Origin of the sequence: Sphingomonas sp. (genome assembly GCF_029239295.1) — a bacterium.
Taxonomy (GTDB): domain Bacteria; phylum Pseudomonadota; class Alphaproteobacteria; order Sphingomonadales; family Sphingomonadaceae; genus Sphingomonas.
Genome location: NZ_JAQZBC010000002.1, coordinates 140,371 through 162,153 on the forward strand (window position 1 = coordinate 140,371; position 21,783 = coordinate 162,153).

General features: G+C 65.7%; 18 protein-coding genes. 4 read left to right on the forward strand and 14 right to left on the reverse strand.

All coding sequences use genetic code 11. The features are described 5' to 3' along the window. Positions 1 to 8: 8 nt before the first annotated feature. From K0S66_RS02270 to K0S66_RS02300, 7 genes are all read right to left on the reverse strand, one after another. Positions 9 to 416 carry a DUF3035 domain-containing protein gene (locus K0S66_RS02270; RefSeq protein WP_301073477.1) on the reverse strand — a complete coding sequence of 136 codons (408 nt, stop codon included), beginning with the start codon at positions 414 to 416 and terminating at the stop codon, positions 9 to 11. Continuing rightward, positions 409 to 936: a signal peptidase II gene (lspA, locus tag K0S66_RS02275; protein WP_301073478.1), complete on the reverse strand. Its 528-nt coding sequence runs from the start codon at positions 934 to 936 to the stop codon at positions 409 to 411. The genes K0S66_RS02270 and lspA overlap by 8 nt, the downstream gene beginning before the upstream one ends. Then, complete coding sequence (gene ileS, locus K0S66_RS02280; protein WP_301073479.1) at positions 933 to 3,785, reverse strand: isoleucine--tRNA ligase; 2,853 nt, start codon at positions 3,783 to 3,785, stop codon at positions 933 to 935. Before ileS ends, lspA begins: the two co-directional genes overlap by 4 nt. Before the next feature lie 32 nt (positions 3,786 to 3,817). Then, positions 3,818 to 4,759, reverse strand: coding sequence for a bifunctional riboflavin kinase/FAD synthetase (locus K0S66_RS02285; RefSeq protein ID WP_301073480.1), 942 nt, complete (start codon positions 4,757 to 4,759; stop codon positions 3,818 to 3,820). Positions 4,760 to 4,785: 26 nt separating this feature from the next. Further along, the gene (locus K0S66_RS02290; protein WP_301073481.1) at positions 4,786 to 5,265 is read right to left on the reverse strand and encodes a dihydrofolate reductase; all 480 of its coding nucleotides are present in this window, start codon (positions 5,263 to 5,265) and stop codon (positions 4,786 to 4,788) included. Position 5,266: 1 nt separating this feature from the next. Then, on the reverse strand, positions 5,267 to 5,389 hold the full coding sequence (locus K0S66_RS02295; protein ID WP_301073482.1) for a hypothetical protein: 123 nt from the start codon (positions 5,387 to 5,389) through the stop codon (positions 5,267 to 5,269). Positions 5,390 to 5,454: 65 nt separating this feature from the next. Beyond that, entirely contained in the window at positions 5,455 to 6,249 is a 795-nt protein-coding gene (locus K0S66_RS02300; RefSeq protein WP_301073484.1) for a thymidylate synthase, read from the reverse strand. 77 nt (positions 6,250 to 6,326) lie between these two features. On the opposite strand from K0S66_RS02300, the gene K0S66_RS02305 reads away from it, so the two are divergent. Then, positions 6,327 to 6,737, forward strand: a complete 411-nt coding sequence (locus K0S66_RS02305; protein WP_301073485.1) for a JAB domain-containing protein — start codon at positions 6,327 to 6,329, stop codon at positions 6,735 to 6,737. On the opposite strand, the gene K0S66_RS02310 is transcribed toward K0S66_RS02305, so the two are convergent. The 4 genes from K0S66_RS02310 to K0S66_RS02325 all read right to left on the reverse strand — a co-directional run bounded on the left by K0S66_RS02310 (position 6,660) and on the right by K0S66_RS02325 (position 12,579). After that, the gene (locus K0S66_RS02310; RefSeq protein WP_301073790.1) at positions 6,660 to 7,436 is read right to left on the reverse strand and encodes a class I SAM-dependent methyltransferase; all 777 of its coding nucleotides are present in this window, start codon (positions 7,434 to 7,436) and stop codon (positions 6,660 to 6,662) included. The genes K0S66_RS02305 and K0S66_RS02310 overlap by 78 nt on opposite strands. A 59-nt stretch (positions 7,437 to 7,495) precedes the next feature. Next, the gene (gene prfB / locus K0S66_RS02315) at positions 7,496 to 8,623 is read right to left on the reverse strand and encodes a peptide chain release factor 2 (RefSeq protein ID WP_301073486.1); all 1,128 of its coding nucleotides are present in this window, start codon (positions 8,621 to 8,623) and stop codon (positions 7,496 to 7,498) included. A gap of 114 nt (positions 8,624 to 8,737) precedes the next feature. After that, positions 8,738 to 11,224 carry a transglycosylase domain-containing protein gene (locus tag K0S66_RS02320; protein WP_301073791.1) on the reverse strand — a complete coding sequence of 829 codons (2,487 nt, stop codon included), beginning with the start codon at positions 11,222 to 11,224 and terminating at the stop codon, positions 8,738 to 8,740. A gap of 110 nt (positions 11,225 to 11,334) precedes the next feature. Then, entirely contained in the window at positions 11,335 to 12,579 is a 1,245-nt protein-coding gene (locus tag K0S66_RS02325; RefSeq protein WP_301073487.1) for an N-acetylmuramoyl-L-alanine amidase, read from the reverse strand. 468 nt (positions 12,580 to 13,047) lie between these two features. Here K0S66_RS02325 and K0S66_RS02330 point away from each other — a divergent pair, with 468 nt between their 5' ends. From K0S66_RS02330 to K0S66_RS02340, 3 genes are all read left to right on the forward strand, one after another. Further along, positions 13,048 to 15,795, forward strand: coding sequence for an Rne/Rng family ribonuclease (locus K0S66_RS02330; RefSeq protein ID WP_301073792.1), 2,748 nt, complete (start codon positions 13,048 to 13,050; stop codon positions 15,793 to 15,795). Between the two features lie 169 nt (positions 15,796 to 15,964). After that, complete coding sequence (locus K0S66_RS02335) at positions 15,965 to 17,275, forward strand: M48 family metalloprotease (protein WP_301073794.1); 1,311 nt, start codon at positions 15,965 to 15,967, stop codon at positions 17,273 to 17,275. Beyond that, complete coding sequence (locus K0S66_RS02340) at positions 17,272 to 17,994, forward strand: DsbA family protein (protein ID WP_301073488.1); 723 nt, start codon at positions 17,272 to 17,274, stop codon at positions 17,992 to 17,994. Before K0S66_RS02335 ends, K0S66_RS02340 begins: the two co-directional genes overlap by 4 nt. A gap of 7 nt (positions 17,995 to 18,001) precedes the next feature. Here the strand turns inward: K0S66_RS02340 and K0S66_RS02345 are convergent, their stop codons facing one another. The 3 genes from K0S66_RS02345 to K0S66_RS02355 form a co-directional block, all read right to left on the reverse strand. Beyond that, positions 18,002 to 18,679, reverse strand: a complete 678-nt coding sequence (locus tag K0S66_RS02345; protein ID WP_301073489.1) for an HPP family protein — start codon at positions 18,677 to 18,679, stop codon at positions 18,002 to 18,004. Between the two features lie 5 nt (positions 18,680 to 18,684). Beyond that, on the reverse strand, positions 18,685 to 20,508 hold the full coding sequence (locus tag K0S66_RS02350; protein WP_301073490.1) for a DUF885 family protein: 1,824 nt from the start codon (positions 20,506 to 20,508) through the stop codon (positions 18,685 to 18,687). A gap of 295 nt (positions 20,509 to 20,803) precedes the next feature. Further along, a complete protein-coding gene (locus K0S66_RS02355; RefSeq protein ID WP_301073491.1) occupies positions 20,804 to 21,637 on the reverse strand; it encodes a cold-shock protein in 834 nt (277 codons plus the stop codon). Positions 21,638 to 21,783: the final 146 nt, after the last annotated feature.

A 21,783-nucleotide genomic window follows, 5' to 3' on the forward strand; every position in this document is an offset into this window, starting at 1 on the left:
GCCCTCGCTCAGCGCGGTGCGTTGGCCCGCGCATCCTGACCGTCGCCTTCCGGCGCGGCGATGATGTCGCGGGTCGTCTGACCCTTGTCGACGACGTTGGTCTGCGGATCGCCAGCGGAGGAGCGGATGCCCGCGTCCGCCGTATCGCCACCGGCCGCCTGCACCACGGCGGTCTCACCGGCGCTACGCGGCGCGCTGCCGAACAGCGCGTCGAGCGTCTGGGCCTGAGCGGCAGTCGCAGACTGAACACGTGCTGCACCCGGCGTCGGCGGCACCAGCGCGAAGTCAGGCGGGATGATCAGCGAAGGCTGGCGCGCCACCGCGAACTCGTCCGGCCGATCGCGGTTGAGGCCATTGCTCGCACATCCGGCCAGCAGCACCGCAAGGCCTGCACCCATGACGATCGACTTACGCATTCACATTCTCCGAAGCCATCTTGTCCGGCTTTGCCGCTGGCTTATCGCGAATCAGCAGCGCGCGCACCAGCAGAATGAGCACACCGATGGTGATCGCCGCATCCGCCACGTTGAAGACCAGGAACGGCCGCCATTCGCCGAAATGCAGATCGGCGAAGTCCACGACATAGCCGAACCGCACCCGATCAACGATATTCCCCAACGCGCCGCCCAGTACGAGGCCGAGCGCCAGCTTGTCCGCCGCTTTTTCCTCGCGCCACATCCAGAAGGTGACCGCGCCGGCAATCGCCGCCGTCATCACCACCAGCCCCCAGCGCGCGAGCTCACTCTCCGCGCGCAGCAGCCCCAGGCTGACACCCATGTTCTGCACGAAGCGAAGATCGAAGAAGGACACGATCTCGCGCGAGGCACCCAGGAAATTGATCCCCAGCGGCCCAGTCACCAGCCACTTGGTCAGCTGGTCGAGCAGGAACACGGCTACCGCGACGGCCAGGCCAACCGCAGGCACGCCACGCTTCACGCCGCCACCTCGTCGCTCACCACGTCGGCACAGCGGTCGCACAACGCGCTGTCCTCGACCACCTCAGGCAGCAAGCGCCAGCAGCGCCCACACTTGTGATAATCAGTCCGGCTCACCGTCACTTCATCGCCCGGCGATACCTTCGCGACGATGAACGCCTCGGCCAGCTGGTCGACCGGCAGCGGCGTATCGGTGACGGTCACATCCGCCTCCAGGCTGGAGCGCACGATCTTCTCGCGGCGAAGCGGCTCGATCGCCTCGGTCACGCGCTCGCGAAGGCTGCGTACCTCTAGCCAGCGGACGCTGACGTCCTCGCCCGCTTCCGCCGGCAGTTCCGGCCAGTCGAGGAAATGCACCGAGCCATCCTCGCTCGGGAAGCGCGATTGCCACACTTCCTCGGCGGTGAAGACCAGCACCGGCGCGGCCCAGCGCACCATCGCGTGGAACAGCACATCCAGCATCGTGCGATAGGCACGCCGCTTCACGTCGTCCGGCGCGTCGCAATAGAGCGAATCCTTGCGGATATCGAAGAAGAAGGCCGACAGGTCTTCGTTCGCGAAATCGCTCAGCAAGCGGACGTAACCGTTGAAGTCGTAATCGGCGATCGCGCGCTTGAGCTGCTTGTCGAGCGCATGGACCAGATGGAGCATATACCGCTCCAGCTCAGGCCACTCGCTGACCGGCAGCTTCTCGCGATCGTCGAACCCGTCAAGCGCACCCAGCAGATAGCGGAAGGTGTTCCTGAGCTTGCGATACTGGTCCGCGACACCAGCCAGGATCTCCTTGCCGATGCGGTGATCCTCGGTGAAATCCACCGACAGCGCCCACAGCCGCAGGATGTCAGCGCCATAATCGCGCATCAGATCGAGCGGGTTGATCGTGTTGCCCAGGCTCTTGGACATCTTCATGCCCTTGGCGTCCATCGTGAAGCCGTGCGTCAGCACCGCATCATAGGGCGCCCGCCCGCGCGTGCCGCAGCTTTCCAGCAGCGAAGATTGGAACCAGCCGCGATGCTGATCCGATCCTTCGAGATACAGGTCCGCCGGCCACGACAATTCCGGCCAGCGCCCGCTTCCCAGCACAAAGGCATGGGTGCAGCCCGAATCGAACCACACGTCGAGAATGTCGGTGACGCGCTCGTAATCCGCGGAGTCGCGACCTTCGCCGAGGAAGCCAGCCATCGCCTCGTCGGTCCAGGCATCGACGCCCTTCTCGCGGAAGGCCTCGACGATGCGCGCATTCACGTCCGCATCGACCAGCAACTCGCCCGTCGCACGATGAACGAACAGCGCGATCGGTACGCCCCAGGCACGCTGGCGGCTGATCACCCAGTCCGGCCGCCCCTCGACCATCGCACCGATGCGGTTGCGCCCCTTTTCGGGCACGAAGCGAGTCGCAACGATCGCCGCCACGGCCTTCTGCCGCAGCGTGTCGCCACCCTCGATCGGCTTGTCGACCGCAATGAACCACTGCGGCGTGCAGCGGAAGATCACCTTGGCCTTGGAGCGCCAGGAATGCGGGTAGCTGTGCTTGAAATCGTCGCTCGCCGCGACCAGCGCGCCCGCTTCGCGCAGGTCGGTGCAGATCGGGCCATCGCTGGCGACGAACTTCTTGTTGATGACGCTGCCCTGGCCGCCGAGCCACAGCCAGTCCGGCCGGTACATGCCAGCAGCATCCACCGCGAAGACCGGGTCGATGCCATGAGCCTTGCACAGCTCGAAATCGTCCTCGCCATGGTCGGGCGCCATGTGGACGAGGCCCGTGCCCGCATCAGTGGTGACGAAATCGCCCGGCAGGAACGGACGTGGCTTGGCAAAGAAGCCGCCCAGTTCATGCATCGGATGCCGCGCCACCGCGCCCGCCAGCTTCTCGCCGGTGAACGCCGCCAGCACCGTCACCGTGCCCGCCGCATCGCCGATCTTCACCACCACCGGATGCCCGATCCGCGCGCCGAAGCTCTCCAGCAGATCGCGCGCCACCAGCAGCGTGCGCGGCCCCTCCACCATGTCGTCGAAGCGCGCGAGGACGTATTCGACCTCCGGGCCGTAGGCGAGCGCCTGGTTGACCGGGATCGTCCACGGCGTCGTGGTCCAGATCACCGCATGCGCGCCGACCAACTCCGGCGCGTTCGGCGCCTCGGTGATCTCGAACGCAACGTCGATCTGTGTCGACACCACGTCCTCATATTCAACCTCGGCTTCGGCCAGCGCGGTCTTCTCGACCGGGCTCCACATCACCGGCTTGGCGCCGCGATACAGCTGGCCCGTCTCGGCAAACTTCATCAGCTCGGAAACGATCGTCGCTTCCGCGGCAAAGTCCATCGTCAGGTACGGCTTGTCCCAGTCACCGTTGACGCCCAGCCGCTTCAGCTGCTCGCGCTGCGTATCGACCCACTTTTGGGCATAGGCGCGGCACTCGGCACGAAATTCCGCCGGCGGCACCTCGTCCTTGTTCAGCTTCTTCTTGCGATATTCTTCCTCAACCTTCCATTCGATCGGAAGGCCATGGCAATCCCAGCCGGGCACATACGGCGCGTTCTTGCCCAGCAGCGTCTGGGTGCGCACCACCATATCCTTCAGGATATGGTTCAGCGCGTGGCCGATGTGCATGTCGCCATTGGCGTACGGCGGACCATCGTGGAGGATGAACTTCTCGCGCCCGGCGCGCTGTTCGCGCAGCCGCTGGTACAGGCCCAGCCGCTGCCACCGCTCCAGAATCGCGGGCTCCTTCTGCGGCAGACCTGCCTTCATCGGGAAAGCAGTCTTCGGCAGGAAGACAGTGTCGCGCCAATCCTTCTGATCGGCAGTCGGTGCGGAGGGTGTATCGTCGGCCATGGGTGCCGCGCGCATTACGGCTTTACCTCCCCTCCCTGCAAGGAGGGTTAGCGCGCCAGCAGTTCGCGCGCCTTGTCGCAGTCCGCCGCCATTTGCGTAGTCAGCGCCTCAAGCGTGTCGAATTTTGCCTCCGGCCGCAGAAAATCGACCAGCGCGACGTCGATCACCTGCCCGTAAAGATCGCCGGAAAAATCGAACAGATATGGCTCAAGCAGTTCCTTGGGCGGATCGAAGCTCGGCCGGATCCCCAGGTTCGCCGCGCCATCGAACACGCGTCCGTCCTCCAACGTCACTCGCACCGCGTAGATGCCGTAAGCGGGCCGCAGATAGTTGCCGAGATCGACATTGGCGGTGGGGTAGCCGATCTCACGTCCCAGCTTGTCGCCGTGACGCACCTCGCCGCGAATGGTGAACGGCCGCGTCAGCAGTCGCGCGGCGTCGCGTGGACGCCCTTGGCGCAGCGCGCTGCGAATGCTGGTGGATGACACCTTTTCTCCGTCGAGCGCGACTGCGCCGACGGTATCTGCGGACAGTCCGAGATCGCGGCCCAATGCGGCGAGCATGGCCACGTCGCCCGATCGCCCCTTGCCGAAGGTGAAGTCGGCGCCGGTCACCACACCCGCCGCGCCAACCTGGCCGATCAGCCGCGACGTGACGAACGCCTCCGCCGATTCCGCCGCAAGCGCCGCGTCAAAGTGAAACACAAGCAGCGCATCCGCGCCGGCCTGTCGGACCAGCTCGGCCCGCTGATCAAGCGTTGTCAGCCGGAACCACGGCGTGTCGGGCTTGAAGAACCGCATCGGATGCGGATCAAATGTTGCGACCAAGGCTGGACGCCCCTCAGCGCGGGCGCGCTCCACGGCACGTCCGACCACTGCCTGATGGCCAAGGTGAAAGCCGTCGAAATTGCCCAGAGCGACGATCGCGCCGCGCAACGGCTCGGGCAACGCCTCGCTATCGTCCAGCCTGATGGGTCCCTGCCGCTCCATTGCAGCGGCGCATAGCGGCCTGTGGGTCAGCGCACCAGTGTCACGAAGCTGAAGGCGGGCCGGTCGCCCTCGGCGGGATGATCCTCGCGAAAGATCTCGCGCCAGCCGGTGAAGGGAGGCACGATCGTCTCGCCGTCAGGCGTCGCATGAACCTCCGTCAGTTCGACGCGGTCGGCACGATTGGAGAAGAGCGCGAACACGTCCGCGCCGCCGATCACAGCGGCATCGTTCCCGGCGAGCGAAAGCGCTTCTTCAGGGCTATGCGCGACCTCTGCACCCGCCGCCTGCCAAGCGGTATCGCGGGTCAGAACGATATGGCGCCGGCCGGGTAGTGGGGACGGGAAGCTCTCGAACGTCTTGCGCCCCATGATCATCGGACGACCAAGGGTCTGCGCCTTGAACCGCTTGAGATCCGCCGGCAGATGCCACGGCAGCCCGCCATCACGTCCGATGACGCCATTGGCCGCACGCGCTAGATGAAGCGTCAGGGTGGCAGGCGCTGACATCTTACCGAGCGCCGCCTTCGTTCGCGACCGGCGCAGCGGCGTTCGACGGAGCTGGAGGGCTACCGAACTGAAGCAGCAAGGCGGCAAGAGTCGCCGTGCTGATGGTGATGAGATATTCGCGCATCCTGACCTCCCGAACTACGATTACAGATGTAGTCTTAGTCGCTGAACCGGAGGTGAACTGCAAGGTCATACTGCGACCGGCGCCTTGATATGCGGCTGCGCTTCGTAGCCGTGGAGCGCGTAATCCTCATATTCATACTGGTCGATACCGGCGGGCTTCCGCAGGATCTCGAGTCGCGGCAACGTGCTCGGCTCGCGCGTCAGCTGAAGCCGCGCCTGCTCCAGATGATTGGAATACAGGTGGCAATCGCCGCCGGTCCAGATGAACTCGCCAACCTCCAGCCCGCATTGCTGCGCCAGCATGTGCGTGAGCAATGCGTAGCTCGCGATGTTGAACGGCACCCCCAGGAAGATGTCGGCCGACCGTTGATAAAGCTGCAGCGACAAACGGCCGTTCGCGACATGGGTCTGGAACAGGCAATGGCACGGCGCCAACGCCATGGCGTGCAAGTCGCCGGGGTTCCAAGCGGTTACGATCTGACGGCGCGAGGCGGGATTGGTGCGGATGTCCTCGATCAACCCCTTGATCTGGTCGATATGGCGACCGTCCGGGGTCTCCCAATCGCGCCACTGCTTGCCATAGACGGGCCCAAGATCGCCGCTGTCGTCGGCCCATTCGTCCCAGATGCTGACCTTGCGGTCCTGCAGCCAGCGCACGTTGGTGTCGCCGCGCAGGAACCACAGCAGCTCGATGATGATCGACCGCAAATGCAGCTTCTTGGTGGTGAGTACCGGGAACCCCTTGGCCAGATCGAACCGCATCTGATGGCCGAAGACGCTGAGCGTTCCCGTGCCCGTGCGGTCCATCTGCTCGACGCCCGAATCGAGCACGCGAGCCATTAGGTCGAGATATTGGCGCATCGCGACGGCCTACAGCCACCGCGGTGCGGTTCCAAGCACCCTGGTCGCGTGCGGTGGGATAGCGCCGTTACGGAGCCATGGCCTTGCGCCACGCGGTGACGCCCGGAGAAGCGAAGGAGATGCAGAATCTTGACCCCGCGACGGTGCAGCACCTTCAAACCCTGGCGGGGGCAAGGCACGAGTCGGTAGCCTTCGTCTTTCTCAACACGGCCGGGGCGACGCTGGGGCTTCAGCACGTGTCCTCATGCGAGATGGCATCGGTGGAGGTGCCGCTCCGCTCGGTGGTGGGCGTGGCCCTCGCGATGGGCGCGCGCGAGATCGTAATGGCGCACAATCATCCCTCCGGCGATCCCGAGCCAACGGCGGAGGATTTTCGTACGACCCGCCGTGTGGCGGATGTGCTGAGCAGCCTAGGGATTCGGCTCGTCGACCATCTCGTGCTGGCTGGCGACGCCATGGTCAGCTTTCGCGCCCGTGGTCTTTTGTGACGGCGGAAGGCGGCAGGATTTGATATCCTTTGGTTCGGGCCGCTCACCCACCGCCCGGAACGTCGCAAGATACCCCCCGGCCGAGGCCATCGGGGTCATCGCGACCAGTTGATATCCCACCGCCCCGAATTCGCAGCGGAGCAGCGCGGGCGGCGTGCCGTGGTTCGCCGTCGGGCGATCCGCATCTACCACTACCACCAACCCACCCGGGCGAAGCGCGGGGCGCATACGCCAGAGGAACTCATACGGCTCCTCGATCTCATGATACATATGCACCATGAAAATGCGGTCGAAGCTGTTTTCCGGCAGTTTGGGATCCGCGCCCTCACCCAGCTTCACGCTCACATTGTCCAGCCGTTCGCGTGCCACGCGCTCGGCCAATGTGTCGCGGACCGCGGGGATCACGTCCTGCGCTAGAACGCGGCCCTCCTCTCCCACCTTCTGCGCCAGGCGAATGGTATAATATCCCTCGCCCGCGCCGATGTCGGCCACGGTAATGCCCGGCTTGATCTCGGCCTTGGCCATCACCGCCGCGGCCTCGTTCAGCCGGTCACGCGCTTCTTCGTTCGACCACCGCGACGACACGATGGTCGCCACAGGACGATCGGCAACCGGGAACGGGCCAGGCTCCTTCGGCTCCTTCTTGATGAGCGGCTCACCCCCATCACAGGCAGCAAGCAGGAGCAGCGCCAGCGCCAACGCACGGCGCCGGCCGGTGCGCTGGCGTGGAAGAGAATGAGGGGAGGCGTCGGGCACGCTCAGTCGACGTCTTCCACCTCGACTGCCTCACCCGTCACGCGCTGCGCCAGCGCGGCGGCCATGAAGTCGTCGAGATCCCCGTCGAGCACGTCGCCCGGCGAGGTCGATGTTGCGCCCGTGCGCAGATCCTTCACCAGCTGATACGGCTGAAGCACATAGGATCGGATCTGGTGGCCCCAGCCAATGTCGGTCTTCGCCGCATTGATCGTGTTGGCCTCTTCCTCACGCTTGCGCAGTTCGTGCTCGTACAGGCGCGCGCGCAGCTGATTGTAGGCCTCGGCCTTGTTCTTGTGCTGCGATCGCTGGTTCTGGCAGGCGACCACGATACCGGTCGGCAAGTGAGTGATACGCACCGCCGAGTCGGTCGTGTTGATGTGCTGCCCACCCGCACCCGACGCACGATAGGTGTCGATGCGCAGCTCGCTGTCGTTGATCTCGATGTCGATCGAATCGTCGATCACCGGATAGACCCACACGCTCGAAAAGCTGGTGTGGCGGCGTGCCGAGCTGTCATACGGGCTGATGCGGACCAGACGGTGCACACCGCTTTCGACCTTGGCATAGCCATAGGCGTTCTCGCCCTTCACCAGCAACGTTGCCGACTTGATACCCGCCTGCTCACCGGCATGATAGTCGATCAGTTCGACCTTATAGCCCTGCCGTTCGGCCCAGCGCGTGTACATGCGCTGAAGCATTTCGGCCCAGTCCTGGCTCTCGGTACCGCCGGCGCCCGCGTTGATTTCGATATAGGTGTCGTTGGCATCGGCTTCGCCTGACAGCAGCGCCTTTACCTTGTCCTTCTGCGCCCGTTCCGCGAGTTGGGCGAGCGCCGTCGTGCCTTCCGACGCCATTTCCTCGTCGCCCTCGGCTTCGGCCATCTCGATCAATTCGGATGTGTCGCTGAGTTCACGCTCGATCGTGCGCGTGGCGGTGATCGCCTCTTCCAGCCGGCGACGCTCGCGCATCACGTCCTGCGCGCCCTTGGGGTCGTTCCACAGCGTCGGATCCTCGACCCGCGCGTTCAGTTCGTCGAGGCGCCGCAGCGCACGATCCCAATCGAGGCTGCGCCGGAGCAGCGCGAGCGCCTCGTTGATCGTTGCGACATGGGCCTGCGCTTCGGCGCGCATGGTAATTCTCCAATTCCGTCAGACCAGCGGGGTGCGGGAATCCAGTAACGCGGCCCAGCCGGCCGATGAATTCCCGTGGTGCGGGGATGACGATCTAAATAACAAAGCGGCGACTTAGTAGATGCCGCCCTCTCGCTGCAAGAAGTCGCTGTCACTCGCCTGCTTCTTCGCCGCGCTTGTCGCGGTCGCACTGGACACTGGCGCAGGTCCTGTGCGGCGTGCCGCGCGACGGCTTTCCGCCTGCGGCTTGAAAGCTTCCCAGATCACGGCGGGCTTGGGATCGTTGCCGCTCGGCCACGCACCGAACACGGGGCGGCCACTGGCCCGGTCGACACGCACCATGCGAATCCCCGGCGGTGCACGGAACGGCAGCGGCTCCAGGCCTTCATACGCCTTCACCGCCCATTGCTTGAAAATCGGCGCGGCCAGCGTGCCACCCTGCGCGTAGCCACCCAGGTTCACTGGCGAATCATAGCCGATGTACACGCCAGCCACCATCTGCGGCGTACCACCAATGAACCACACGTCCTTCGGACCCGAGTTGGTGCCGGTCTTGCCGAAGATCGGGCGGTTCAGGTCGCGCAGCGTCGTCGCCGTGCCGCGCTGGATGACGCCTTCGGCGATGTGCACCATCTGGAAAGCGGACATCGCGTCGAGCACTTGCTTGCCGCGTGCCACCGGGCGGGGCATCGCCTTGCCATCCCACTCGGGCATGTTGCAGCGATCGCACGCACGCCAATTCTCCGGCCAGATCACCCGGCCACGGCGGTTCTGCACGAAATCGATCAGCGTCGGCGCGTGCCACCGGCCCTGGTTGGCCAGCACGCCATAGGCATTGACCATCTTCATCACGGTCGTGTCGCCTGCGCCCAGCGCATAGGAAAGATACGGCTGATAGTCGCCGATATCCATTGCCTTCATCAGGCGCACGACGTTCGCCATGCCGGTCTGCGCCGCCGCGCGCACCGTCATCAGGTTGCGTGACTGCTCGACGCCCCAGCGCATCGTGCGTGGTCCGGCACCGCGCGAATTGCCGAAATTGCGGAAGCACTTCTGCCCCAGCCGCGCGCCCTGATCGACGCAGAACGGCCCATCGACGATGATCGACGCCGGCGTCATGCCGTGCTCCAGCGCAGCGGCATAAACGATCGGCTTGATGGTCGACCCGGGCTGGCGCATCGCCTGTGTCGCGCGATTGAACGACTGGAGCGATGCGTCGAACCCGCCCTGCATTGCCAGGATCCGGCCCGACTGGGGCTCCTGCACCACGAACCCGCCCGAAATCTTGGGCACCGATCGCAGCGCGAACTGGCCGCCTTGCGGCGCCACCGCGATGATGTCGCCCGGCTCCAGCGTACCGAAGGCCGGCGTCCCCTCCCCGCGCAGCGGCATCTGCGCTGCCGCGCGCGGCAGCACGCCCTCTTCACCATTGGCGAAGCCGATGCGGGCTGCGGATGCATCGCGCGCGATGACGATGGCCGGCCGCCAGTCGCCATAATCGAGCGTGATGTTGGTGTTCAGCAGCGCCGACTGCCAGCGATCGCCGTTGATCGTCACCTGGCGCAGCGGCCCGGAGAAGCCGCGGCCGCGATCAAAGCGCAGCAGCCCGTCGCGAAGCGCCTGCGCGGCCGCCTCCTGGACGCCGCGGTCCATCGAGGTCCGCACCCATAGCCCGCCGGAGTAGACGCTGTACGGTCCGTCGCGCGCCGTCTCGCCGAACTTGTTGATCAGCTCGCGGCGAACCTCCTCGACGAAATATCCGCCGACCCGCTCGAACTTGGGCACCCGCGTCACGATCGCGCCGATCGGCTGCGCCTGTGCCTCTGCGCGCTGCGCCGCGGTGATGAAGCCGTTGCGCTCCATCTCACCCAACGCCCAGTTGCGCCGGCTGATCGCCCGCTCGGTATCGCGGAACGGATCATAGTTGGCCGGGCCCTTCGGCAGAATGGCGAGATACGCCATCTGCGGCAGGCTCAGCTGGTCCAGCTCCTTGTCGAAATACGCGTGACTTGCCGCCTCCACGCCATAGGCGTTCCGTCCCAGGAAGATCTGGTTGAGATACAATTCCAGGATCTGCGGCTTGGTCAGCGTATCCTCGATACGCCACGCCAGGATCGCTTCGCGGATCTTGCGGGTCGGGGAATATTCGTTGCCGATCAGCAGGTTCTTGGCGACCTGCTGGGTGATGGTCGATCCGCCGCGCGCACGCTGTCCGCTGCCCAGCTTCGACACGTAATCGACCACCGCGCCGGCAAGGCCGGGGTAATCGACGCCGTGATGTTCGAAGAAGGTCTTGTCCTCTGCCGCCAGAAAGGCGTTCACGAGCATCTTGGGATATTCGTTGAACGACAATTCGACGCGGCGTTCGCGGGCGTAGGAATAGATCGGCGATCCGTCGATCGCCCTTACGTTGGTTGGAAGCGGCGGCTCGTAGGTCCGCAGTTGCTCAACCGACGGCAGGTCGCGCGTGATGAACCACCAGCCGCCCCCCGCGACGAGCAGGCCGATCGCCGCCAGAACCGCCAGCGCCTTCACCCACCGGCGCTGCCACAGGTCGGACAGCGACTGGCCAAGGCCGTTCGTGCGACGTTGCAGCTTCATCGGTTCGGGGGGTTCGGACACCATACGCAGCGCCGGTGTTTAGGCAGCGGCCATGCGGCTGGCAACAACGGCGCGGAAAACTCCGCCGAATCGAGCAAGGTCGGCGATAATCAGCGCGATGCCGTCTGCGTCGTCCGCCGGGCGAAATACACCTCGACCGCCCGTCGCACGCTTTGCGCAACCCGCTCGCGCCCCTCGCGGCTGTCGAGGAAAGCGGCATCCTGCGCGTTGGAGATATAGCCCGTCTCGAACAGGATCGAGGGCATGTCCGGCGCCTTCAACACCAGCAGCGATGCCATGCGGTGGAAATTCTGCTTGGTCGGAATCAGCGGCTTTGCCTCACGCCCCAGCAGCCGGGCGAAGCCGGCCGACGCATTCATCGTCTCGCGCTGGGTCAGGTCAATCAGGATCGACGACACGTCGGCATCCTCGTCCAGGTTCACCCCGGCGATCACGTCCGCCTTGTTCTCGCGCGCCGCCAGCCGCGCCGCTTCCTTGTCGGATGCTACGTCGGACAGGGTGTAAGCGGTGGCACCCGTCGCCTCGACGTTACCCGCGCTATCGCAATGGACAGAGATAAAGAGGTCGGCGCCCAGCCGGCGGGCGATGCCGAACCGCTCACGATGGAGGATATAGCGATCGTCATCACGGGTCAGCGCGACCCGCACGCGGCCCGAATCGAGCAATTCGTCGCGGATCGCCTTGGCGATCTTCAGCGTCAGGTCTTTTTCGCGCAGGCCGGTTTCCGGGTTGATGGCACCGGGATCGTTGCCGCCGTGCCCCGCGTCGATCACCACCAGCGGGCGACTGTCGTCGCCCTGCACGCGCGGCAGAACGGCCTTTTTCGCCTTGGGAACGGGAACGCTGACCTTGTACTTGGGCCGCGACTCTCCCCAGCCGAACGGCAGGAAGCTGAGCGGGGAGGCAGCGCTGGCGGCAGAAAAGCGCCGGCCGTCCACTTCGCGCAGCGACAGTTCCAGCTTTCGCCCGTCGTCGTCGAAGGAACCTTTGGTCACGATCATCGGCTGCGCGAGGTCGAGCACCACGCGGGCGCCGTCCGCGCCGCGCCACCCCTGCCGGACCGCGGTTATCGCGCCATTGCCGCGGCTGGGGGCACCGGGCCGCGCGCCATCGATGTCGATCGCGATCCGTTGCGGCGTGTCGAGGATGAAGCTCGACGCGCCACGCACCGCTTCATCGAAGCGGATCGTGATCCGGTCGTTGCCGACCTCGACATGCTCAACCCTTGCCGCCCAGGCAGGCAGCGCCAGCGACAGGCCGGCGAATAACGCGAACAACACCGACATACGTCGTACATGCCGTGCCGGCCGCTCCTCGGTCCAGCGAAAAGCCATCGTACGCTAACCCTTCCTTCCCTGTTGGGTCGGTCTAGTTGCCGCTTATCAAGGCGCGGTTTCGTATCACGGTTAACAGCGCGTTCGGCAAGTTATTGCCGACCGGCCGGCAGACTTGTTCCGGTTGCCGAAGGATGACTTAGTTGCTACCTCATGAATTGATCGGCGTGCGGTCGCCTACTGCGCCCGCCTCCGACCCACCGCCCGACCGGCCCTGCGCCGGCACGGGCCTTCAGGTTGACGTTTGCATGTTGCATATTCCCGCACCGCAGTTCCGACCGGCCTTTGCCGGCGGCGCGGGCGTGGAGACGGTCCAGGGCGTATCGCCCGGCCATGCGCGGCAAACGAAGGCACAGTCCACCACCATCCGCGTGCCCGGCGACCATACGCCGGCACCGATTCATCATCGCGCGCCCCCGCCGTCCGGCGGCGTGTGGCGCGCGTGGAGACCTTATAATGACCATGCGCATGCTGATCGACGCACGCCACCGGGAAGAAACCCGCGTGGCGGTCGTCAAGGGAAACCGCATCGAAGAGTTTGATTTCGAGAGTGCTGAGCGCAAGCAGCTCAAAGGGAATATCTATCTTGCCAAGGTGACGCGCGTTGAGCCGTCGCTGCAGGCGGCGTTTGTCGATTACGGCGGCAATCGTCACGGCTTCCTGGCTTTTTCCGAAATCCACCCTGACTATTACCAGATCCCCAAGGAGGATCGCGAGGCGCTGCTGCGCGAGGAGGCAGAGCATGCCGCCGAGGAAGCGAAGCTGCGCGCCGAGCAGGAAGCGGCAGAGGACGACGACGGCGACATCATGGATGATGGCGACGACGTTGATGGCGACGATTCGGGCGATCTCGATGCCGCAGAGGGCGAGGAAGGCGAAGGCGCCCCCGTCCCGACCACCGGCATCAACGACGATCAGGTGGAGGCGCTGCGCCAGCGTCGCATGAACCTGCGCCGCCGCTACAAGATCCAGGACGTGATCCGCCGCCGTCAGGTGCTGCTGGTCCAGGTCGTCAAGGAAGAGCGCGGCAACAAGGGCGCGGCGCTGACGACCTATCTGTCGCTCGCCGGCCGTTACTGCGTGCTGATGCCCAACACGTCGCATGGCGGCGGGATCAGCCGGAAGATCAGCAATTCGTCCGATCGCAAGCGACTGAAGTCGATCATGGCCGAGCTCGAGCTGCCGCCTTCGATGGGCTGCATCGTGCGCACCGCCGGCCTCAGCCGTACGCGTACCGAGATCAAGCGCGATTTCGACTATCTCGCCCGCCTGTGGGATGGGATCCGCGAAAAGACGCTGACCAGCGCCGCACCCGCGCTGATCTATGGTGACAGCGACCTCATCAAGCGTGCGATCCGCGATATCTACAACAAGGATATCGACGAGGTGATCGTCGAGGGTGACGAAGGCTATCGCCAGGCGAAGGAATTCATGCGTCTGTTGATGCCCAGCCACGCGAAGCGGGTAAAGCATTACAGCGACCCCATCCCGCTGTTCCAGCGCTGCCACGTCGAGGATCAGCTCGCCGCGATGTACCACCCGGTGGTGCAGCTGAAGTCGGGCGGTTACCTCGTCATCAATCCGACCGAGGCACTGGTCTCAATCGACATCAACTCCGGCCGCTCGACGCGCGAGCATAATATCGAGCAGACCGCGACGGCGACGAACCTCGAGGCCGCGCAGGAAATCGCACGCCAGCTGCGCCTGCGCGACATGGCCGGCCTCGTCGTCATCGACTTCATCGACATGGATAACAATTCCAATGTCCGGAAGGTCGAGAAGGCGATGAAGGAGGCGCTGAAGAACGATCGCGCCCGCATCCAGGTCGGCCGCATCTCGTCCTTCGGCCTCATGGAAATGAGCCGTCAGCGCCTGCGCACCGGCGTGCTCGAAGCCTCCACCCGCCCCTGCCCGCATTGCGAAGGCACCGGTCTCGTGCGCACCGCATCGTCGGCCGGTCTCAGCGCGCTGCGCCTCATCGAGGACGAAGCCGCCCGCGGTCGCGGCTCGATCCTGACGCTGCGCGCCAGCGTCGAGGCAGCGGTATACGTGCTCAACCGCAAGCGCGCCGACATTGCCGAGATCGAGGATCGCTACGGCGTGACGGTCGAGATCCTGCCCGATGGCGAGCAGGAAGGCGCCCGCATGGAGGTCGAGGCTTCCGGCCCGCCGCCCGCCTACGCGCCGAAGTTCGATCCGCCCGTCGAGGAAATCGAGGAGGATATCCCCGAGGAGATCGAGGAAGAGGAAGACGAGGTCATCGTCGAGGACGAAGCGCCGCGTTCCTCTGAGGAGCGCAGCGACGAGCAGCGCGAGGGCGGCCGCAAGCGGCGGCGCCGTCGCGGCCGTCGTGGCCGGCCCAATGGCGAAGGCGATCATGCCGACGCGGTGGGCGGCGCTGAGGTGCCCGCTTCCAATGCCGACCTGGCCGAAGAAGACGTGGTCGAAGGCGATGACGAAGGCGAAACCTTCGAAGGCACCGCCGAAGCCGCCCACGACAGCGAGGGCGAAGGCGGACGTCGCCGTCGCAATCGCCGTGGTCGCCGGCGGCGGCGCGAGAATGGCGATGGCCAGTCGGCGGATACCGCCGGCGAACAGACCGACGCTTCGCCGATCGATGCGCCGGTAGTCGCACCGGAGAGCAGCCCCGAAGTGGCTGCGGTCGTCGAGCCGGCTCCGGCCGAGCCGACGCCGGTCGCCGCAGAGCCTGAACAGCCTGTTGCCGAGCCGGCTGCGCCCAAGACGCGCCGTCGCCCGCGCGCCAAGAAGGCTGTCGAGGCACCGGTCGAGGCCGCTCCCCTTGCCGAGGCCGCGCCGATCGCCACCCCGGGGATCGAAGCGATCGCTCCGGCTACCGAAGACGCGCCCGCAGCTGAGGAGGCACCCGCCAAGCCGAAGCGCACCCGCCGTAAGAAGGCTGACGCTCCCGCGGCCGCGGCCGACGCTGCCGAGACAGCACCTGCCGAGGTGACCGCCGCTGAGGAGGCACCTGCCAAGCCGAAGCGTACGCGCCGCAAGAAGGCGGACGTGCCGATCGTGGACGTGCCGTCCGCTGACCTGCCGCCACCGCAGGCGACCGAGACCGCAACCGTGCCCGGCAGCGGTGCTGACGGTGCCGCACCGGCCGATGCGGCTGCTGAAGGCAATGAAGAGGCTGACGCTGGCGGCGAGGCGAGCCCGCGCCGCGGCTGGTGGCAGCGTACCTTCGGCGCATGATGAGCGCGCGGTGACAGATATGCGCCGGGCTTCAGCGACGGTTCAGCCGCCGTCGCCATGGGTCCGGCGCATGGCTGTTTCCCTCCAGCAAGACGCCGCTGGCGGCCACCGCAGGCCGCAGCGGCGTCAGCAGGTTCTCCGGTTCGCCGCCGCGGCCACGCTGGCCTGCATGGTGCTGGCGCAGCCGGCACAGGCACAATCGATCCTGCGCGATGCCGAAACAGAGGCATTGCTGCACGACATGACGGCGCCGCTCGTCACGGCGGCGGGCCTGTCACCCAACGATGTGCGCGTCGTTCTCGTCAACGACGATTCGATCAACGCCTTCGTCGCTGGCGGCCAGATCGTTTACGTTCACTCCGGCACGTTGCAGGCGGCGAAAACCGCCAATGAGGTCCAGGGCGTGATCGCCCACGAACTGGGCCACATCACTGGCGGGCACGTAACGCTCGCCGGCCGCGGCTATCAGGAAGCCACCGGGATCACGATCCTGTCGATGGTGCTTGGCCTCGCCGCGATGGCGGCCGGTGCTGGCGAGGCGGGCGCCGGTCTCCTGGCTGCGGGTCAGCAGGCGGCTGTCGGCAAATACCTTGCCTTCTCGCGCCAGCAGGAAGCGTCGACGGATGCCGCCGGCGTCAAATACCTCAACGGTGCCGGTATCAGCGGCAGGGGGTATCTCAACTTCTTCAAGACGATGCAGCAGCTCGAGTATCGCTACGGGATCACGCGCAAGGTCGAGTATATGCTCAGCCACCCGGTCTCGTCCGAGCGTATCGCCGCCATCTCGGAATCGCTGCAATCGTCGCCCGCCTGGGGCAAGCCGCTCAACCAGGATTGGGAGGACCGCTTCAAGCGCGTGCAGGCGAAGCTCGACGGCTATCTGCTGCCGCCCGCCCAGGCGCTGCAGAAGTATCCCGAGAGCAACCAGACCATCTACGGTCATTATGCACGCGCCTATGCCTTCCATCGCGGCGGCTTCCCGGAAAAGGCCGATGCCGAGGCGGATGCGCTGGTGAAAGCAAAGCCGACCGATCCGTATTTCCTCGAGATCAAGGGGCAGATCCTGCTGGAGGCTGGCAAGCCGACCGAGGCACTGGCACCCTTGCGTGCCGCGACTGAGGGATCGCGCAACAACCCGCTGATCGCGACGACCTTTGGCCACGCGCTGATCGCTACCGAGAACACGGCGAATTACGACGAGGCGAAGAAGGTATTGCGGGTCGCCGTCGCGCGCGACGATCAGAACCCCTTCGCCTGGCAGCAGCTTGGCACCGTCTATGATCGTCTCGGCGACCCCGCCCGCGCGGCATTGGCCACTGCGGAACGGGCCAGCATGATGGGCGATGCGCGCACCGCCGCGATCAGCGCCGGCTATGCGATGGGCGGTATTCCCCAGAACACACCGGACTGGATTCGGGCACAGGATATTTCGATGACCTCCCAGCAAGCACTCGAAGACGGCAAGAAGAAGCGTCGATGAACCGTCTTCAACTGCTGCTTCTCGTGGTGCTTGGCGCCGCTTTTGGTGCTGGCGGCATGTGGCTCGCCGAGCGCGCGGCGCCGGGCGAACTTTCGGGCGCTGACATGAGCCGGGTCGAACAGGTCGTGCGCGACTATGTGCTCGCCAATCCGGAGATCATCCCGCAGGCCATGCAGCGGCTGCAGGAGCGCGAAAGCGGCAAGGCCATTGCCGCCGACCGGTCGCGCATCGAAACGCCGTACAAGGGCGCGATCATGGGCAATCCCAATGGCGACGTCACCTTGGTGGAATTCTTTGACTATAATTGCGGCTATTGCCGGGCCAGCCTGCCGATCATCGAGCAGCTGATCCAGCGCGACCCGAAGGTGCGGGTGGTATTCCGCGAACTGCCGATCCTGGCGGAAGAAAGCCGCGACGCCGCGCGTGCCTCGCTCGCTGCCGCGGCGCAGGGCCGCTTTGTCCCCTTCCACAACGCGCTGTACGAGGCCGGCCCGGTCACCGCTGACACAATCGCGGCGGCGGCACGCACCGCGGGTGTCGATCTCAGCAAGATTCCCGATGACGCCGATACCGAGCTTGCCGGCAACATCGGTCTTGCGACAAAGCTCGGAATCACCGGGACGCCGGCATGGGTTGTGGGTGACCGCGTCCTCTCAGGTGCGCTGCCGCTCGATCGCCTCCAGGAAGCTGTCGCCGCGGCCCGCGCCCGAACGCAATAAACGTCGGTTATCGGCGGCGCGGCGGCGGCAAGGCACGCCGAACCGCCGCATGATGGACCGCCCGCTGGACGAGCAGCGTCAGATCCTCGCGATCGATGTCATAGGCCTCACCCATGTCCTCCAGCGCGCGATCCACATCCTCCGCATCTGGCGCGCCGTGGCTCACCAAAGCCACCGGCCGATGCGGGTAGGAATGGCCTGAGAAGCGGTGGAAGACGATGCCGGCCAGCGCGAGCAGCACGGCGTTGAGCCCGACCGGCACCACCGCGAACCAATAGCCCATCGATGCCACCGCTGGCCCGCCGACGACCGCCGTCAGCGCGGCCGCGCCTCCCGGTGGATGCAGGCAGCGGCAAAGCGACATGATCAGGATCGCACCACCGACCGCGACGCCCGAGGCGAGCGCCAGATCCGGGATCAGTTGCGCCGCCGCAATGCCGACCAGCGCGGAAATCGTATTGCCCCCGATCACTGGCCACGGCTGCGCCAACGGGCTCGCCGGTACGGCGAACACCAGCACCGCTGCCGCTCCCATCGGCGCGACCAGCCAGGGGCTGGCACCGACCGGATGAAGCAGGAAGATCGCCAGCGCACCTGTCAAGCCAACGCCGACGACCCCGCCGGCGCTGGCGATCAATCGATCACGCAGCGTGCCGCCGGCCAGGATCGCGCGGAAAATCGGCATCCGCGTCAGCGCTGCCCGGCGATCCAGTCGGCCACCTTGCGCTCCAGTACCGGCATCGGCAGCGCGCCCGTATCCAGCAGAGTCGCATGGAAGCCGCGCGGGTCGAACTTGGCGCCCAGCTTCGCCTTCGCGTCCGCCTTCAGCCGCAGCATGGTCAGCTGCCCGATCTTATAGGCAAGTGCCTGGCCCGGAATCGCGATGTAGCGCTCCACCTCGGCGGTCGCGTCGCTTTCCGGCATTGGCGAATTGTCGATCATGTAGCGGATCGCCTGTTCGCGGGTCCAACCCTTGGCATGGATGCCGGTGTCGACCACCAGCCGCATCGCGCGCAGCATCTCGTCGTTCAGTCCGCCCATCCGCTGATACGGGTCGGTTTCGACGCCAAGCTCGGGATACAGCGTCTCGGCGTAAAGCCCCCACCCCTCGACGAACGCCGTATTGCCGCCAAAGCGCATGAACGCGGGTAGGCTTTCGTTCTCCTGCGCCAGGCTGATCTGGAAATGGTGGCCGGGCACCGCCTCGTGGAGGTACAGCGTCTCCATGCCCCACAGGTAGCGGTTCGCCAGATCGTAGGTGTTGTAATAGAAGATACCCGGTCGCGAACCGTCGGGCGTCCCCGACTGATAGGATCCCGCCGCTGCCGTCTTTTCCCGGAACGCGGGGACCGGACGAATATCCAGCGGCGTCTTTGGGATCAGGGCGAATTGCTCGCGCACCCGCGCATCGACCTTCTTGCCGACCGCGGCATAGCCGGCGGCGATCTCCTCGGCGGACTTGGGCTGGAACCGCGGGTCCGTCCGCAGATGACGGAAGAACTCGGGCAAGCTTCCCTTGAACCCGGCACGCTCCTTCTGCTGCTCCATTTCGGCGAGGATCCGCGCCACTTCGCGCAGGCCGAGCTGGTGCACATCCTCGGCCTTCAGCGGCAGGGTCGTGTTACTTTCGATCAGATAGTCATAATAAGCCGCCCCGCCCGGCAGCGCGGACATGCCGATCGTGTCGCGCGCCTTGGAAAGGTAGTCGCGCTGCAGGAAGTCGCGCAGCCGCTGATGGGCCGGGTTCAGCACATCGGTGACCTGCGCTGCATAGGCCGCCGTCAGGCGGGCGCGATCTGCGGCGGCGACGGTGTCGGGAAACTTCGTCACTGGTTCGTAGAACAGCGACTCCTTCACCGGCGGGGCGAGCAGATTGTCCAGCTGTCCAATCACGTTCTGCACCACCAGACGTGGCGGCATGATGCCCTGCGCCATGCCGACCCGCGCGCGCTCGATGATCCGATCGACCAGCGCCGCATATTGCGCGTTGCGCTTCAGATTATTGTCATAGTCTTCGGTCGTCTTGAACGGCGCAGCGCCCTGCCCTGAGGCGAACTCGGGGTAGAATGTCTGGAAACCGCGGAAGTGATTGACCGGCAGCACGTCGCTGATGCGGCGCAGGGCGGGGTCAAACGCCTTCAGGTCGCGCGCGCGATCGCTTTCGAAGACATCATAGGCGATCCTGTCGACCGGCCCCAGCTTCGTGCGGTCGATCTTCTTCAACGCCTTCAGATCATCGACCAGCGCCTGCCGCTCCGCCTCATCATAGGCGCGGGTGAAATAGTCCCCCAGCCGGTCAGCGTAGCGCAAATCGCCGCGTGAAATCGCCTCGATCGGGTTGCGGCGCAGCGCGGCTTCATTGCTTTCCTCGAACAAGCGGCGGAGCTTCGCGCCCTCGGCAGCCTGGGTCGCGGTCAGCGTTGTAGCGCCTGCCTTTGATGGGGCTGGGCTGGTCTGGGCAGTGGCAAGGGCGGGAATGGCGATCGACAACAAGAGCGGGAGAACCAGGCGCAACAGATGACCTTTCGATGGGGTTGCCCCACACCTAGAACCTGTCGGCCACTCGCGGCAATGCCGCCGGCTCACGCAATCGGCGATTGAGGCGAATGCCGGTTGTCACGCCGACGCGTCCTCAAGAGCCGTAGCACCGCCTGCCGCCGCGCCCTCGCATGTCGCCCCGTGCCGTGCCTCGTACCGAAACGCGCCATGATTTCACATGCGGGCCAGGCTGTTGACCGCGCCGCAACGAAAATGGGCCGCCCGGTTGTCCCGGACGGCCCTTCCCTCTCCTAGTAGCAGAAGCGGGGTATTAGCTGGAGGTCGACAGGTTGACCGCTGCGTACTTGCCGCGACGATCGACTTCGATCTCGAACGACAGGCGATCGCCCTCGTTCAGGCTCGACATGCCTGCACGCTCAACAGCAGAGATGTGCACAAAGGCGTCAGGCTGACCGTCGTCGCGCTGAATGAAGCCGAAGCCCTTCATCGCGTTGAAGAACTTGACCGTGCCGGTCGCCTTCTCACCAGTCAGCTCACGCTGCGGGCCGCCTGCGCCGCCCGGACGCGGGCCGCGATCAGCGCCACCGAAGCCGCCATCACGCGGAGGAGCGCGATCGGTCACCGCCATCGGCTCGCCTTCGATCTTGAGGTCGGTCGCAGAGATGCGGCCGCCGCGATCGACGAGCGTGAAGCCAAGCGGCTGGCCTTCGGCAAGACCGGTCAGGCCAGCCTGCTCGACTGCGGAGATGTGCACGAACACGTCCTCACCGCCGTCATCGCGAACCACGAAGCCGAAGCCCTTCTGCGCGTTGAAGAACTTGACCACGCCGGTGCCTTCGCCAACGACCTGCGGAGGCATGCGATTGCCGCCACCAAAGCCGCCGCCACCGCCGCCGCCGCCGCGGAAACCACCGCCGCCGCCGCCGCCGCCGAAGCCGCCACCGCCGCCACGGAAGCCACCGCCGCCGCCGCTGAAGCCGCCGCGATCACCACCACCAAAACCACCACGGTCGCCGCCGAAACCGCCGCCGCCGAAACCGCCGCCGCCACCGAAGTCGCCGCCGAAATCGCCGCCGCCGAAGTCATCGCGCTTGTCGCGCCCGCGTCCGCCACGATTGCCGCGGCCACCTTTGTCGTAACCCATAAACCCTGTTCGTCTTCCCGCTCCGCCCGCAAAATCGTTCAAGTCCCGCGCGATGGACGGCCGGCGCGGAGCTTCGTGACGCGAAAGCTGATGCGCCACGAGACTCGTCATAGCGCATCCTGGCACCCATCGCGAATAGAATCGTC

Bases quoted from the DNA above. Each gene is read 5' to 3' on its own strand.
- K0S66_RS02270 (WP_301073477.1), bottom strand. From the start codon at position 416: ATGCGTAAGTCGATCGTCATGGGTGCAGGCCTTGCGGTGCTGCTGGCC.
- ileS (WP_301073479.1), bottom strand. From the start codon at position 3,785: ATGCGCGCGGCACCCATGGCCGACGATACACCCTCCGCACCGACTGCC.
- K0S66_RS02285 (WP_301073480.1), bottom strand. From the start codon at position 4,759: ATGGAGCGGCAGGGACCCATCAGGCTGGACGATAGCGAGGCGTTGCCC.
- K0S66_RS02290 (WP_301073481.1), bottom strand. From the start codon at position 5,265: ATGTCAGCGCCTGCCACCCTGACGCTTCATCTAGCGCGTGCGGCCAAT.
- K0S66_RS02295 (WP_301073482.1), bottom strand. From the start codon at position 5,389: ATGCGCGAATATCTCATCACCATCAGCACGGCGACTCTTGCCGCCTTG.
- K0S66_RS02300 (WP_301073484.1), bottom strand. From the start codon at position 6,249: ATGCGCCAATATCTCGACCTAATGGCTCGCGTGCTCGATTCGGGCGTC.
- K0S66_RS02305 (WP_301073485.1), top strand. From the start codon at position 6,327: ATGGCCTTGCGCCACGCGGTGACGCCCGGAGAAGCGAAGGAGATGCAG.
- prfB (WP_301073486.1), bottom strand. From the start codon at position 8,623: ATGCGCGCCGAAGCGCAGGCCCATGTCGCAACGATCAACGAGGCGCTC.
- K0S66_RS02320 (WP_301073791.1), bottom strand. From the start codon at position 11,224: ATGAAGCTGCAACGTCGCACGAACGGCCTTGGCCAGTCGCTGTCCGAC.
- K0S66_RS02325 (WP_301073487.1), bottom strand. From the start codon at position 12,579: ATGGCTTTTCGCTGGACCGAGGAGCGGCCGGCACGGCATGTACGACGT.
- K0S66_RS02330 (WP_301073792.1), top strand. From the start codon at position 13,048: ATGCTGATCGACGCACGCCACCGGGAAGAAACCCGCGTGGCGGTCGTC.
- K0S66_RS02335 (WP_301073794.1), top strand. From the start codon at position 15,965: ATGGTGCTGGCGCAGCCGGCACAGGCACAATCGATCCTGCGCGATGCC.
- K0S66_RS02340 (WP_301073488.1), top strand. From the start codon at position 17,272: ATGAACCGTCTTCAACTGCTGCTTCTCGTGGTGCTTGGCGCCGCTTTT.
- K0S66_RS02345 (WP_301073489.1), bottom strand. From the start codon at position 18,679: ATGCCGATTTTCCGCGCGATCCTGGCCGGCGGCACGCTGCGTGATCGA.
- K0S66_RS02355 (WP_301073491.1), bottom strand. From the start codon at position 21,637: ATGGGTTACGACAAAGGTGGCCGCGGCAATCGTGGCGGACGCGGGCGC.